Annotated in this window: 12 protein-coding genes; 5 read left to right on the top strand and 7 right to left on the bottom strand. The window is 44.0% G+C overall.

Translation table 11 applies throughout. The annotated features are described in order from the left end of the window. Window positions 1-454: 454 nt before the first annotated feature. From UF05_RS06125 to UF05_RS06095, 7 genes are all read right to left on the bottom strand, one after another. A complete protein-coding gene (locus UF05_RS06125; protein ID WP_005462986.1) occupies window positions 455-1,795 on the bottom strand; it encodes an HlyD family type I secretion periplasmic adaptor subunit in 1,341 nt (446 codons plus the stop codon). Continuing rightward, window positions 1,770-3,488 (bottom strand): type I secretion system permease/ATPase, encoded by a 1,719-nt coding sequence (locus tag UF05_RS06120; protein ID WP_045545897.1) that lies wholly within the window; start codon window positions 3,486-3,488, stop codon window positions 1,770-1,772. Before UF05_RS06120 ends, UF05_RS06125 begins: the two co-directional genes overlap by 26 nt. 61 nt (window positions 3,489-3,549) lie before the next feature. Next, on the bottom strand, window positions 3,550-4,140 hold the full coding sequence (locus UF05_RS06115; RefSeq protein WP_005462984.1) for a calcium-binding protein: 591 nt from the start codon (window positions 4,138-4,140) through the stop codon (window positions 3,550-3,552). Window positions 4,141-4,347: 207 nt separating this feature from the next. Next, window positions 4,348-5,004 (bottom strand): cyclic-di-GMP-binding transcriptional regulator CpsQ, encoded by a 657-nt coding sequence (gene cpsQ / locus UF05_RS06110; protein WP_031792346.1) that lies wholly within the window; start codon window positions 5,002-5,004, stop codon window positions 4,348-4,350. Window positions 5,005-5,232: 228 nt separating this feature from the next. Continuing rightward, window positions 5,233-5,904 carry a LuxR C-terminal-related transcriptional regulator gene (locus UF05_RS06105; RefSeq protein WP_045545887.1) on the bottom strand — a complete coding sequence of 224 codons (672 nt, stop codon included), beginning with the start codon at window positions 5,902-5,904 and terminating at the stop codon, window positions 5,233-5,235. A gap of 267 nt (window positions 5,905-6,171) precedes the next feature. Further along, entirely contained in the window at window positions 6,172-6,372 is a 201-nt protein-coding gene (locus UF05_RS06100) for a chromosome segregation ATPase (protein WP_005462979.1), read from the bottom strand. Between the two features lie 56 nt (window positions 6,373-6,428). Continuing rightward, entirely contained in the window at window positions 6,429-8,345 is a 1,917-nt protein-coding gene (locus UF05_RS06095) for a methyl-accepting chemotaxis protein (RefSeq protein ID WP_045545888.1), read from the bottom strand. Window positions 8,346-8,660: 315 nt separating this feature from the next. Here UF05_RS06095 and UF05_RS06090 point away from each other — a divergent pair, with 315 nt between their 5' ends. The 5 genes from UF05_RS06090 to UF05_RS06070 all read left to right on the top strand — a co-directional run. Continuing rightward, window positions 8,661-9,617, top strand: a complete 957-nt coding sequence (locus UF05_RS06090) for an AAA family ATPase (RefSeq protein WP_005499739.1) — start codon at window positions 8,661-8,663, stop codon at window positions 9,615-9,617. Window positions 9,618-9,631: 14 nt separating this feature from the next. After that, window positions 9,632-10,558, top strand: a complete 927-nt coding sequence (locus UF05_RS06085; RefSeq protein ID WP_005485246.1) for a DUF58 domain-containing protein — start codon at window positions 9,632-9,634, stop codon at window positions 10,556-10,558. A gap of 40 nt (window positions 10,559-10,598) precedes the next feature. Beyond that, window positions 10,599-11,075: a DUF4381 domain-containing protein gene (locus UF05_RS06080; protein ID WP_005462967.1), complete on the top strand. Its 477-nt coding sequence runs from the start codon at window positions 10,599-10,601 to the stop codon at window positions 11,073-11,075. Continuing rightward, the gene (locus UF05_RS06075; protein WP_045545889.1) at window positions 11,068-12,072 is read left to right on the top strand and encodes a vWA domain-containing protein; all 1,005 of its coding nucleotides are present in this window, start codon (window positions 11,068-11,070) and stop codon (window positions 12,070-12,072) included. The genes UF05_RS06080 and UF05_RS06075 overlap by 8 nt, the downstream gene beginning before the upstream one ends. Continuing rightward, the coding region (locus tag UF05_RS06070; RefSeq protein ID WP_048852242.1) for a vWA domain-containing protein at window positions 12,065-13,526 on the top strand (1,462 nt) is incomplete at its 3' end. The genes UF05_RS06075 and UF05_RS06070, both read left to right, overlap by 8 nt.

The following is a 13,526-nucleotide window of genomic DNA, read 5'->3' as shown; positions in this document are numbered from 1 at the left end:
AAACAAAAAAAGCAAGAAGCAAACCGTAATCCACACCATTTAATAGGCATTATTTTCAAAAAACATTAGGAATGATTCGACGCATTATAATTTATAGCGAAACTTAACCATTCTCGATCGCAAAAATTGATATATAGGAAAGAAAATTACAGATCTTAAGTAATACAAAACCTACAAAGCAGGACAATTCCTACAAATAACCAAGAAAATATCATTCGTTTTCGATTTGGATTGTTAAGCCCCTCAAAAATACCGATAAAAACAAACTGACAAATCAAAACATCAGAGTGTTGATAATTAAAACTGTCACTCGAAAACCATCGGTAGATTGGTTCAATCTTAGCAACATATATCCGATTCAAATACGCTATTTGAAAAAGAAAAATGCCCCACGAGATCTATATCCAACGAGGCATGTAATTGGCGTGAATACGCTTCTTCGAAGACAGAATACCTATTCTTCTCGAAATGCTCGGTTCATGCTTTCTGTCAGTGGCTTAATCAAATAACTCAGCGGTGTTCGAGGCTCAGACAAAATGAGGACTTCGGCGTTCATTCCGGATGTCAAACGGTACTTGGCAACATCATCTTGAGAAATTGAGATTCGCGCTAGGTAATAGTCATCTTGGTTTTCTTGTGACAATTTATCCGCAGAAACAGTCAGCACCGTGCCATCGAGAGGAGCCAATGTTCGTGCATTCAGAGCGGTTAATCGCACATGTGCTTGTTGTCCAGGATTGATCAAGTCAATGTCTTGCGGATTGACTCTTGCTTCAACAAGCAACTTATCATCTTGAGGCACTAACTCTAACAACGTTTGTCCTGAACCAATAACCCCCTTTTCAGTGAACACTTGCATGTTCACTACGCGGCCTGAGATTGGCGCATTGATTGAAGTTCTAGCCACCACATCTTGAGCAGATCGATACTCTTCACGAATAGCAACGACTTCTTTTTTGGTATTCCGCAACTCTTCGACGATTTCATTCAATCTTTCGAGCTTTAACTCTTCTATCTTGGCTTGGTTCTCGTCTAACCTTTTCCCAACGGTTAAAGATTGCCGATCAAGCTGACTTAGAGTACTGCGAACCTCTGCGGCAAGCCGTTTGAGTTGCAACAAAGTGGATTTGCCAGAAAACCCCTTCTGGACCAAAGCTTGGTTACTTGCAATTTCTTCTTCAATAAAGTTGAGGCGCTCTCTTTCGATGACTTTGGTTTGCTTAAGATTTTCGAGCTCTAAGCTCGCACCAGAAATACTTTGTTCAATAATACTAAGCTTGCTCTCAAAAAAACGCTTTCTGGCAGTAAAGATTTTGTTTTGCACTAACTGTGCTTCTTTAACGATGTTTACACGAGGAATCGCTTCTAGATCACCAGACCACGAGATATCCGCTAATTCATCCAATTCGGCACTCAGCCGGTTTTCCTTCGCCAGCGTGTGAATGTACTGACCACTAACTGCATCTAACTTGGCCATTGGCTGACGTTGCGATAATTGAACAAGCGGCTGGCCTTTCTTTACCAAATCGCCCTCTTGAACATATAGTTTTTCAATGATACCGCCTTCTAAATGCTGTATCTCTTGCCGCTTGGTTAGAACAGACAAATCTCCATAAGCGATAGCAGCACTCTCTAACTTTGCGGTAGCCGCCCAATATCCTAAACCGCCTAGGAAAAAGCTTAACGTTGCAACTCCGAGCAAAATTGGCTTTTTGAAACTCAAGTTAGCATCTGAACTGAAACGGTACACTTTCTCCGCAGGAAGTTCGTTAACGACTGGCTGCTGATTGCTCATTTTTCACCCTTGGAATATCCGTTCTGTCCTCACCCATTAAACGCTTCAACACTTCATCTCGAGCACCATAAAGTTTGGCGCGGCCATCAGCTAAATACAGCAATCGATCCATTTGCCTCAATGTGCTTGGATTATGGGCGATGACCACAATGGTCGAGCCCTGAGATTTTAGATAAGCGATAAGACGCTGATACGCAGCCTCTCCTTCTCCGTCTAGATTGGCGTTTGCTTCATCAAAGACGACGATAGAAGGATCACCATAAACAGCTCGTGCTAGCGCAATCCTTTGTCGTTCACCACCCGACAGTCCACGACCATTTTCGCCAATCACGAAGTCGTAACCTTTTTTCTTTTTGAGGATTAATTCGTGACAACCCGCTAATTGTGCAGCTTTGATCACCTTCGCTGGATCTTCTTCTTTAAAACGCGCGATGTTCTCACGAATGGTTCCTGGAAATAGCTCCACCTCTTGGGCCAAATAGCCAACGTGAACACCTCGATCTTCAGATGCCCAAATCGACACTTCCATGCCATCTAAAGTCACCTTTCCAGCTAAAGGCCGAATGTTACCAAGCAATAAGCGAGCAAATGTCGATTTGCCAGTGCCAGAAGGGCCAATTACTCCGACGGATACACCCGGCGGGATTGATAATGTGATAGAAGACAGCACTGGCTCAGTCGCACCCGGATGACGATAAGTGAGCCCAGTTAACTCATAATGGCCTTTCGGTTTAGGTAACGGCATGTCAGATTCGTCTTGACGAACAATCGCATCAATCTCCTTTAACCGTTTATAAGCCGTTCGCGCAGACATCGCGCTGCGCCATGTTCCTATCGCTTGCTCCATCGGCGATAATGCCCTGCTCATCAGAATAGAGCTCGCGATCATCGCACCCGCCGTGATTTCATGCTGAATAACCAACCATGCACCACCGCCGAGTAAAAATATTTGCAAAGAGCCACGAACAAACTTAGAAAAGTTAGCCATATAAATCGATTTTCCTGCAACTCGCTCTTCAAGCACGCTGACACTTTGTACTCGCGATTGCCACTGCTCTAAAAATGCGTTCATCATCCCCATGGCTAAAATAGAGTTGGCGTTTTGTGTCGCTAACTCTGCACTACTAATATGAGAAATGGCCCTAACTTCACTTTCTTGCATCGTCTTTCTCGTCATCAACTCGTTGATCAAACCTAAGCTAAACAGAACGACAGAACCAAATAACGCAATATGCCCAAGCAAAGGATGGAGTAGATAGACGAACAAAATAAACAGCGGTGTCCAAGGAGCGTCTAACAAGGGATAAGGGGCTTGGCTGCTCAAAAAGCTTTTTATGGTTTGAATATCTCTAAGAACCTGAGAGGTGTAACTCTTTCCAGTATGCGATTGATACTGAATGCTTCGTTTAAGCATGAACAGTGAAAGTTTCGCGTCCATCCAAAATCCGAACGATTTACTCATTTGTGCGCGAGCAATATCGATAATGGACATAGTAAACAAAGCCGCCAACACGATGATGGTAAGAAGCAACAAGGTGTCAGTCGAATAAGATGAGATGACTCGGTTGTACACTTGCAACATATAAAGTGGGATAGCAAGTACGAGTAAATTAATGAAGAGACTAAAACCGATCAGCAAACCTGCAAGCGTGCATAGTTTTTGTCTGACTTCTTTGAAAACTGTTTTCTGCACGATTACTTCCACTTTAATCGAATGATGTAGGCGCTAGATGACTAGCGCCTTAAACTAGATTTTAAATAACAAATAAATCGGCACCGTAGGTGTTAATATCTGTTTCAGTAACACCAATCAGCTTAACGGTTAAATCTGCGCCGTCAGTAAATACTGCATTGCCAGCCGCATCGTAGCTGAAAGTTAAATCGCCGAACTCTGTCACAGTGTCACTAATGATGTGAAGCGAGTCTTCACCGATAGTGAAATCCACTACCTTCGCTTCACCATGACCACCAAACTTGTCAGTGAACACAAATTTGTCGCTGTCACTGCCACCAACTAAAACGTTATCACCTGAACCTGCGACAAGGATATCTTCCCCGACACCGCCGTTCAGTTTATTGTCGCCGAGAAGACCTAGTAGCAAATCATTTCCCGTACCTCCGCCAAGATAATCATTTCCCGTACCAGCTCTCAGGACGTCGTCACCAGCACCACCCGTTAGACGATCATTGCCCGCGCCGCCAATGATATAGTCATCACCGCCGCCACCAACAAATGAATCGTTACCGCCATAACCGATAAACAGATCATCACCGCCATCGAAATCAGCGATATTGTTGTTTGCGCCTGCATCGCCTAGATACGTGTCATTGTCACTTGTGCTCATTTTTATTCCCTCTTGGCTTATTTATTGAATAGACCTTTTATTCCACGTCTGATGAGATTCGTTCCAGACATGAGAAGTCTAATAGCCAATCCGATAGGAATAAGTTTGAATATGGGATGATATTTTTGACTGACCTTATTATTATAAAAATAAAACTTAGTACTTTATCTATTTTTTTCTTTTTATTACATGTAGTTATTCCTAGTACTAGAGGTTTCTTTTCGCCCAACTTGTAGCTTGCGTCCTATTTTTTACTTCTAACTTTCTAAAAATATTGTATAGATGCGATTTAATCGTATGTTCGCTGATAAATAGTGAATCAGCTATTTCCATATTTGATCCGCCTTCTTTCAACATTTTCAGAACTTGTATTTCACGCCGTGTCAGTTCTACTTCAATCGCAGGCTCTACAACGTTATTCGATTCTTTTCCTTTGTAATAATTTACCAATTGATCCAGCAATTTTCTTGATAGCCAATTATCTCCTTTAATAATGGCACTTAATCCTTGGCACACTTTCTCCATTGAATCCCCTGGGCCAAATATACCTTTTACATGAGGCCAAGATGCAAGTTCTTCAGTATCTAAGTCGTAACCCAGATTAAGCATGATTGTACCTAGAACTTTGCGGCTATCCTTCAAGTAAACTAAAGTGTCAGATGGCGTATCAACTGAGAAATCAACCAATAAAAAATAACGTTCAGGGATGAGTTCATGGTAGCTAGGGTTTTTAGCATCGATGATCGTTATCTTTGTTCCTGTATTTCTAGAAAGCATTTCCTTAAAGTTTTCACTCTGTAAACTTTGTTGAGTGAGCATTAGGATTTCAGGCTTTTCCGTGTACTGTTCCATAATGTTTCTCATACTTTCATTAACTTAACATTATTAAATTCGTAGTTAATCGTCAGCACTCAAGTTCATATCTAAGTGCTAGACAACAGAGTAAAGTTATTTGCTACTTTTTTGAATTATTAATTTATTAAAAATAGAAACAAAAAAAGCGTTTCTCATAAAAGAAACACTTTTAACATGATCTATTTTTGACTAAATATGAGTATGCACTAAATTAGTCAGACATCGATTTTTATAAAATCAAACAACTACTATAGATTGTTCTGATATATTTTCTTTCGCCCAAATCAGCGCTTGCACTCTGTTTTTTACATCAATCTTTTTAAAAATATTGTGAAGATGCGTTTTAACCGTATTTTCGCTTACAAATAACTGCTCAGCTATTTGTTGATTCGAGGCCCCCATAGATAAAAACATAATGATCTGTTGTTCCCGCTTGGTCAATATTGCCGGAACGTTTTTATTAATTGGCCTGCTATGACGACGCAGATGAGTAATGTACTGTTGTGCGAATTTACGACTGAACCACATATCGCCTTGGAGCACCTTGTCAATGCCCGTTTGTAAGGTTTGTATATCGTCTGAGGTATAGAAAATGCCGGCAAGTGAACGCCAGACAAAGAGCTCATCCGTTGAGATAGATTTGTCACAGTTGATGAGGATTTCAAGCGTTCCAGTTAAATTGGGGGTTTTAAATTCCATATAACGAGCAAACACTTCATCTGTGATAACGCTGTAATCTAGGACAATCGCTGATATAGGTCGATTTCTAACAAATGGGCTAGCAAGATTTTCGGGAGTGATCAGTAGAACGTTAATACCGAGCTTCGTTTCCAAAACATCCTTTAAGAGAGATGACTGTAGACTGCCCTCCGTAATTAAGATGACATTCCTTGTAGTTTGATGCTCCATCCTGCTCGCATTCCTTTAGTAGTTTAGATTGAAATATGCAATAGAGTAGATAGAGCGGGAGCATTGTCAAGTATGAAAATCCCTAGTACTAATTAGTAAACTATTGAAGTGTCAATAATTTTTAAGTAACAACATGATGTAGGGAGAAATGGTAGAGAAAAGCTATCCGATTAGAAAATGATGAGTAGAAGTCGTGCTTGTGACTTAGTAAATTGAAGGAATGATGAATTTCACGAATGAAAAAAGGGAGTAAGCACTCCCTTTTTATTAATGAACCGGAACAGAATTTTTCTGATTAAACTTGCCGAAGTATTGCTCCAAAATTTCTGGCGTTAACTTGCCTTCTGCTTCTAGCTTTTTAAGCTCAGCCGCAATGGCTTTTTGCTCTTCTAGCGAAGGTAGCTTTACTTCTGGCTCCTCTGCAGCTTCTTGAGAAATCTGCGCTAGTTCTTTTTCGAAGTCGTTCATAGTACTTACCTAAATATAGTCATTAAACTGTTCAACTTCGTCTATTCTATCCAACTCTAGAGTTTGAAGCTACCAACCATCTTATCTAGGCGAGATGAAAGCTCTTGAAGATCGCGGCTTGCGCCAGCCAACTCTTCCGCCGTTGCAGTTGTCATCTCGTTGATCGCGTTGATTTCTTCAATATTCTGATTGATCGTATGAACCACGGTAGATTGCTCTTCCGTTGCCGTCGCAACTTGCGTGTTTCGATCGGAGATATCCGTAATGCGTTCAGAGATATTCACCAGCACTTCTACTGCTTCATCCGTCGAAGCCACACCCTCAAATGTAACCGCTTTGCCAGCTTCCATCGCGCTTACTGCGTCCTGAGCATCACTTTGAAGCTGGTTGATCATACGTTGAATCTCTTCCGTTGAATCGGCAGTGCGCGACGCTAGGTTACGAACTTCATCTGCAACTACCGCAAAGCCTCGACCTTGCTCACCTGCGCGTGCCGCTTCAATCGCTGCGTTCAGTGCCAACAAGTTTGTTTGCTCAGAGATATCGCGGATTACACCAAGGATAGAGCCGATATCTTTCGTTGTAGAAGCAAGCTGTGTCACAACGATGTTTGTCGTTTCCACATCGTCAGCAAGACGGCTAATCACTTCTTTCGCTTTCATCACAACTTCACGACCCGTCTGAGTATTATCAGACGCTTGGTTTGCAGTATCGGCTGCCGTCGCTGCGTTAGACGCAATTTCACTGATCGTCGCACCCATTTGGTTGATCGCTGCAACTACTTGAATCGTCTGGTCACGTTGCTCTTGGCTATTGTCGTACGTTGACGTTGCTTTGCTCGACACGCTGTCTGCCGCTTGACTCAGTGCACCGCTCGTCAAAGATACCTCTTTCATGGTTGCGTGGATTTTCTCAATAAATCCGTTGAAACCTTTAGAAAGTTGCGCGATTTCATCATTGCCACGAATTTCAATACGCTGTGATAAATCACCTTCGCCTTGACCAAGATCGGTAAAGCGATCTGCAATCAAACGAATTGGCTTAGTGATACTGTTTGCAAGCAATACGCCCATCAAAATGAACACCAACGCCACTACAATGGTTGTGATCATCATTTTTTGGCCAGTTGCATTGAGGTCAGCAAACACTTCGTCAACAGGCACGACGCCAACAACAAACCAGTTCATTGATGGCACATACAAACTCGCGATGAAATTGTCCTTACCTTCAAACTCGACATTAATTAGGTTGAAGCTGTTTTTGCTCAGCAGTTGATCCGCGTTGCTGCCAAAAAGCTGCGCAATCGACGTTTTGTTTTTGCCTTGTTGACGATGAATTTGAATGTCACCTTTTTCATTCGTTAAGAACACGTAACCTGTGTCCTCAATTTGGAAGCTGTTTAGAAGTGACACCATGTCATCCATCGACTTAGATAGACCCGACATCGAGATACCGTTTAAGTCTTGGTAGTTAGTGAACATTTTCACTTCACCATTAGCTTCTTGGAAAACACTCACTGATGTTTCGCGACCCGAAGAGGTGAAACCAAAGAACCACGCGTCTTGCGAATGGTTTAGCTGACGCAAGAAACCATTTTGGTTCCAGTAGTACGCTGTTTTACGGTTTGCGACCGATGCGTCATTCAATCCATACTGAGATTTGATGTTGTTTAGCTGCTGAACAAGCTGCGTTTCAGAAAACTGTGGGTGATCAGTATTTTTTAGCGCTTCGACAACAAATTCGTTTGTTGCTAGTTGCTTCGCCGCTTGCTGCATTTGCACAACTTCGCGGTCAATTTCAGTATTAATTTGTTGCAGCATGGCTGGCAACTCAATATCAATCAGGCGGTGACTTAACACGTCTCTCGCATGGCGTTGAGCCATCACACCAACGATAATGGTTGATGCAAGAACAGCAAAAGTAATACCAAGTACAACCTTTTGTTTGATACTCAGAGAATGAAGTTTCAACATATTCGGACCTTTTAAAAGAATCACTTGTTATTGGCATCCTAGATAGTGGCTATCAGGTGCATATCTCTGTGACATACACAGCATGGAACCTATATCGACCTGAGCGAAAAAAACTAGAGGTATTTCTCACTATCTTATGCAAAATAAATGTAACACCCTGTCATTCAAGCACTTTCAGCGTTTTTCTTCGCTTGCAATCCTTTTCTTTGCCCCAATATTGAAAAGATAAATTTCGCGAGCGAACAGGAACTTTTTCCTGATTGGCAATGACCAATACTCAAAACGAAAATCAAATGGATATCGAGAGTCCAAAGCATGCATAAATCAAACTTCGAAACTCTTCAGCACTATTTAGAGTCTCAGATCATTGGCCAGCATGATCTGGTTAAACAACTGTTGATCGCCCTTCTTGCTGACGGGCATATTTTGGTTGAGGGTCCTCCGGGACTTGCTAAAACTCGCGCCGTAAAATCACTGTCTGATTGCGTAGAAGGCGACTTCCATCGCATTCAGTTCACCCCAGATTTGCTGCCTGCCGATTTAACCGGTACGGATATTTTCCGCCCAGAAACGGGCGAGTTCACATTCCAATCTGGGCCGATTTTCAATTCACTCATTCTTGCGGATGAAATCAACCGTGCGCCAGCCAAAGTGCAAGCCGCAATGCTTGAAGCGATGGCAGAAAAGCAAGTCACCGCAGGTCGCCACACCTACGCGCTGCCTGAGCTGTTCTTGGTCATGGCGACGCAAAACCCGATAGAACAAGAAGGTACTTACCCTCTTCCAGAAGCTCAGCTCGATCGCTTTTTGCTTCACTTAGAAGTGGATTACCCAGATGCAGAACATGAATTAGCGATCTTGCGGATCAATCGTGGTGAAGCAAAAGGTGAATGCTCTATTGAGCGCCCTAGCTTGAGTCAGCAAGACATCTTCACCGCACGCCAAGAAGTGCTCGACATCCACATGGCAGAAGCCATTGAGCAATACATTGTGCGTTTGGTGATGGCAACACGCCGAGCAAGCGAATACGACAGTGAGTTGGATAAATGGCTAGCAATGGGTGTCAGTCCGCGTGCAACCATCGCCCTTGACCGATGCGCTCGTGCTCATGCTTGGTTAGCAGGTCGTGATTTTGTCTCTCCTGAAGATGTCCAAGCAATGGCGTACCCAGTGTTACGTCACCGATTATTGCTCAGCTACCACGCTCAAGCAGAAGGCGTAACGGCAAATCAAGTCATCGATAAGTTGCTAAGCTTGGTTGGCAGCGCATAAAGCGGGTGAGTGACATGTCTGCAAACCATCCATTACCGCCTCATGCGAATGGGGTGACATTAACACTGGAAGAACTGCTTCAATATCGCACGCAGTCGGTACGTTGGTTGCCACCGGCACAAAGCATTTGGTCGCAGATGAGCGGCAACCATACGAGCCGACAAAAAGGTCGTGGTATGGACTTTATGGAAGTGCGCCAGTATCAAGCCGGAGATGACATTCGCAGCATCGACTGGCGAGTCACAGCGCGCACCGGAAAAGCACACACTAAATTGTTTGCGGAAGACAAAGAACAAGCGGTGATTTTGTATCTCGACCTCAGCTCAAGCCTTCACTTTGGCTCAAAGTACGTATTGAAGTCAGTACAACTCGCTCATTTCGCCAGTGTTCTTATTTGGCTCACATTAGCCAAAAAAGATCGTATTGGCGCAGTGATTGATGATGGACACCAATGCTTAGAATTTCGCCCTTCCTCTTTGCAAAAACAGGGGCTACGGATTCTCAATGCTATCGTTGATACCCATAACGCGCAGTTGACTCAAGATCCAAATCATGAGACTCGCACAATGCCATATTCGCAAGTGTTAGAAACACTCCACACACTCACGCCAAAAGGCAGTGAACTGATTCTACTCAGTGACTTTGCACATGTAGAAGAAAGAGAGCTAACGCAACTGCGTCGCCTTAAACAACACAACAGCGTGAGAGCCATTCAGTTTTACGACCCATTGGAAAGAGGAGAAACCGACTTTCGTGGCCAAGCAAAAGCCTCTGATGGCCGTCGTAGCCAATGGTTCAACTTCGGCTCAACAGGACAAAGAAAAGCGCTCGAAACACACTTTACTCAACACCAAGAATCCATCAAACAACAGTGTCATTCGATGGCTATTCCATTTAACACACTATCAAGTGGTTGGCCTTTGATTCAGCAATTAAGCTAACAGGCCTTACAAAGCAGTTTTCAATAAAGCAGTAATAATAATGACAACAAACAACCAAAGCCTAAACCTTGAACCTTTGATTTTGCCGAACGCTCCGGATTGGTTCCCACTTGCGTGGGGATGGTGGGCAATGCTTGCGGCGATCGTTCTTTTTGTTTTAGGTGTATATTTGTATGCAAAATGGCGTAAAAAGCGCTTACTTGCCAAAAAAACGGCATTAAAGCTTTTGACTCAATCCGTCACACCTCATACGCCTTCCTCTGCTCTGGAAATTCTGCGTCAAGCCGCATTGAGTTACTTCCCACGTGAAGACATCGCCCCGTTAACTGGAATGGCATGGTATGAATTTCTCGACAGTCATACCAAAGAGACTCGATTCGTAGACAAACAACAACAGTGGCAAGCCGCGTTATATCAAAAGTCGCCTCAAGAGCAACATCAAGATTTGATCGACGATTGTGCCTTTTGGATAACTCACGCTTTGCCACCGAAGAAAAAGGCAAACACCCGTGACTGAGCAAACACTCATGACAGACCTTTCCCAATGGTTAAACATTGAATTTGTCTGGTGGTGGGCACTTTTTTTGTTGCCCTTACCTCTGCTGATTTACAAGCTTCTTCCTGAAGAAACTCGACAAGCAGAAATCAAACTGGCGTATTTGCCAGAAAGCAAAAACAGCCATAAACCTAAACAATGGCTACAAAAATCGTTAGCTGTAGGCGTTTGGACATTATTGGTCGTCGCTTGTGCGAGACCAGTTTGGTTTGGTGAACCTGTCGAGTTTCAACCTAAGTACCGAGACTTAATGCTGGTGGTTGACCTTTCAGGTTCCATGCAAAAAGAGGACATGAACTTAGATGGCGAGTACATCGACCGACTCTCTGCCGTGAAAAAAGTGCTATCAGATTTTGTCGCGAAGCGAAAAGGTGATCGGCTTGGAGTAGTTCTATTTGGTGACCACGCGTACTTACAAACGCCACTGACGGCTGACCGACAAACCGTTATCCAACAAATCAAGCAAACCGTAATTGGCCTAGTTGGTCAACGAACCGCAATTGGCGATGGTATCGGCTTAGGAACAAAAACCTTTGTCGATAGCGATGCGCCCCAGCGCGTGATGATTTTGCTCAGTGACGGCAGTAACACCGCTGGTGTGTTAGATCCAATCGAAGCGGCTGAGATTGCGAAGAAATACAATGCCACTATTTATACCGTCGGCGTAGGTGCTGGCGAAATGATGGTGAAAGACTTTTTTATTACTCGTAAGGTCGACACCGCAGCCGACCTTGATGAACAAACGCTCACGAAGATTGCAGAAATGACTGGCGGGCAGTACTTCCGTGCGCGAGATGCCGAACAACTTGAAAAGATCTACGACACAATCAACAAACTGGAACCTGTATCAAGCGATACCCAAACTTGGCGGCCTCAGTCCGAATGGTTCCCATACCCACTGAGTGCAGCTTTAGTACTTTCTATGTTGTTGTTCCTGCTAAGGAGAAAACATGGCTGAGTTTACTTTCCTTAACCCATATTGGTTACTGGGACTTATAACAATCCCCTTCGTACTCCTGATTAATCAAAAATTTAGAGCGAAAAAATCCGCGCTGATTGCCCCACACCTCGCCAAAATGCTTGGGCAGACCACCCAGTCCAAACCCTATTTTACGATTTGGGGCTTGGCTTGGGCGATTGCCTGCGTAGCGCTCGCTGGGCCGAGCTGGCAATCAAATACACGTCCAAGCTTCGAGCTAAGCCAAAATCGCATGCTAGTGCTAGATATGTCTCGCTCGATGTACGCCAGCGACATCAAACCCAATCGCCTTACTCAAACACGTTACAAAGCGTTGGACTTGTTGCCGAAGTGGAAAGAGGGGGCGACTGGATTGATCGCTTATGCAGGCGATGCCTACAGCTTGAGTCCGCTAACGACGGATGCTAGTACGCTAGCAGGTATCATCGAGAACTTGTCGCCAGAGCTGATGCCATTCCAAGGCTCGAACCTCCCTGCTGCGATCGAATTGTCGTTAAGCCAATTTTCACAAGCCGGTGCAAACCAAGGAGACATTGTTGTTCTTGCCGATGATCTTGATGATTCAGAATTGGCCCGCTCCCTAGATTTGGTTAAAGGTAAAAACATACGAGTCTCGGTTCTTGCAATCGGCACGGCAAACGGCGCACCGATTGCCCTACCCGACGGCTCGCTTCTTAAGACCACGCAAGGCTCGACCGTTGTTGCCAAAACACACCTGAAAAACCTACAAACGCTAGCTAACAAGACGGGCGGTATGTTTGTTCCTATTCAGCACAACAACCGAGACGTGGATAGCATCGCAGCGTACACGAATAATACTGGGAGCAACTTGGCAGCAAAACAGAATCAAGAGGTCAAAACCGATTCTCGTTTGAATGGTGGATTTTGGCTATTGCCTCTACTGCTACTGCCTACCGTTTTCCTGTTCCGCCGTGGTGTAATTTGGGTATTTGTCGCTGCGCTGCTTCCAATGACTTGGACTCCAGGTGCACAAGCCAACCCATTCTTAAATGCCGATCAGAAAGCGGCTAATCTCTATAAACAGGGAGAATATGAACAAGCCAAAAACCTGTTCACTGACCCAAGTTGGCAAGGCGCGGCAAGTTACCAAACTGGCGATTACGAAGCGGCCATTAAAGCGTTTTCGAATGACCCATCACAAGCCGGCCGCTATAACCTAGCGAATTCGTTAGCGCAAAATGGTCAGTTAGAAGACGCTGCTGAGCAATACAAAAAGCTGCTTAAAGAAAATCCTGATTTTGAAGCCGCTAAGAAAAACCTGTCGGTTGTGGAGGAGAAACTGAAGCAGCAACAGCAACAGCAACAGCAACAGCAACAGCAACAGCAACAGCAACAGCAACAGCAACAGCAACAGCAACAGCAACAGCAACAGCAACAGCAACAGCAACAGCAACAGCAACAGCAACAGCAAC

This window comes from Vibrio sp. S457-15 (genome assembly GCF_000960545.1).
Lineage (GTDB): Bacteria > Pseudomonadota > Gammaproteobacteria > Enterobacterales > Vibrionaceae > Vibrio > Vibrio parahaemolyticus.
The sequence above is the reverse complement of the archived record's forward strand: the minus strand, read 5'-3'. Positions and strand labels throughout refer to the sequence as shown.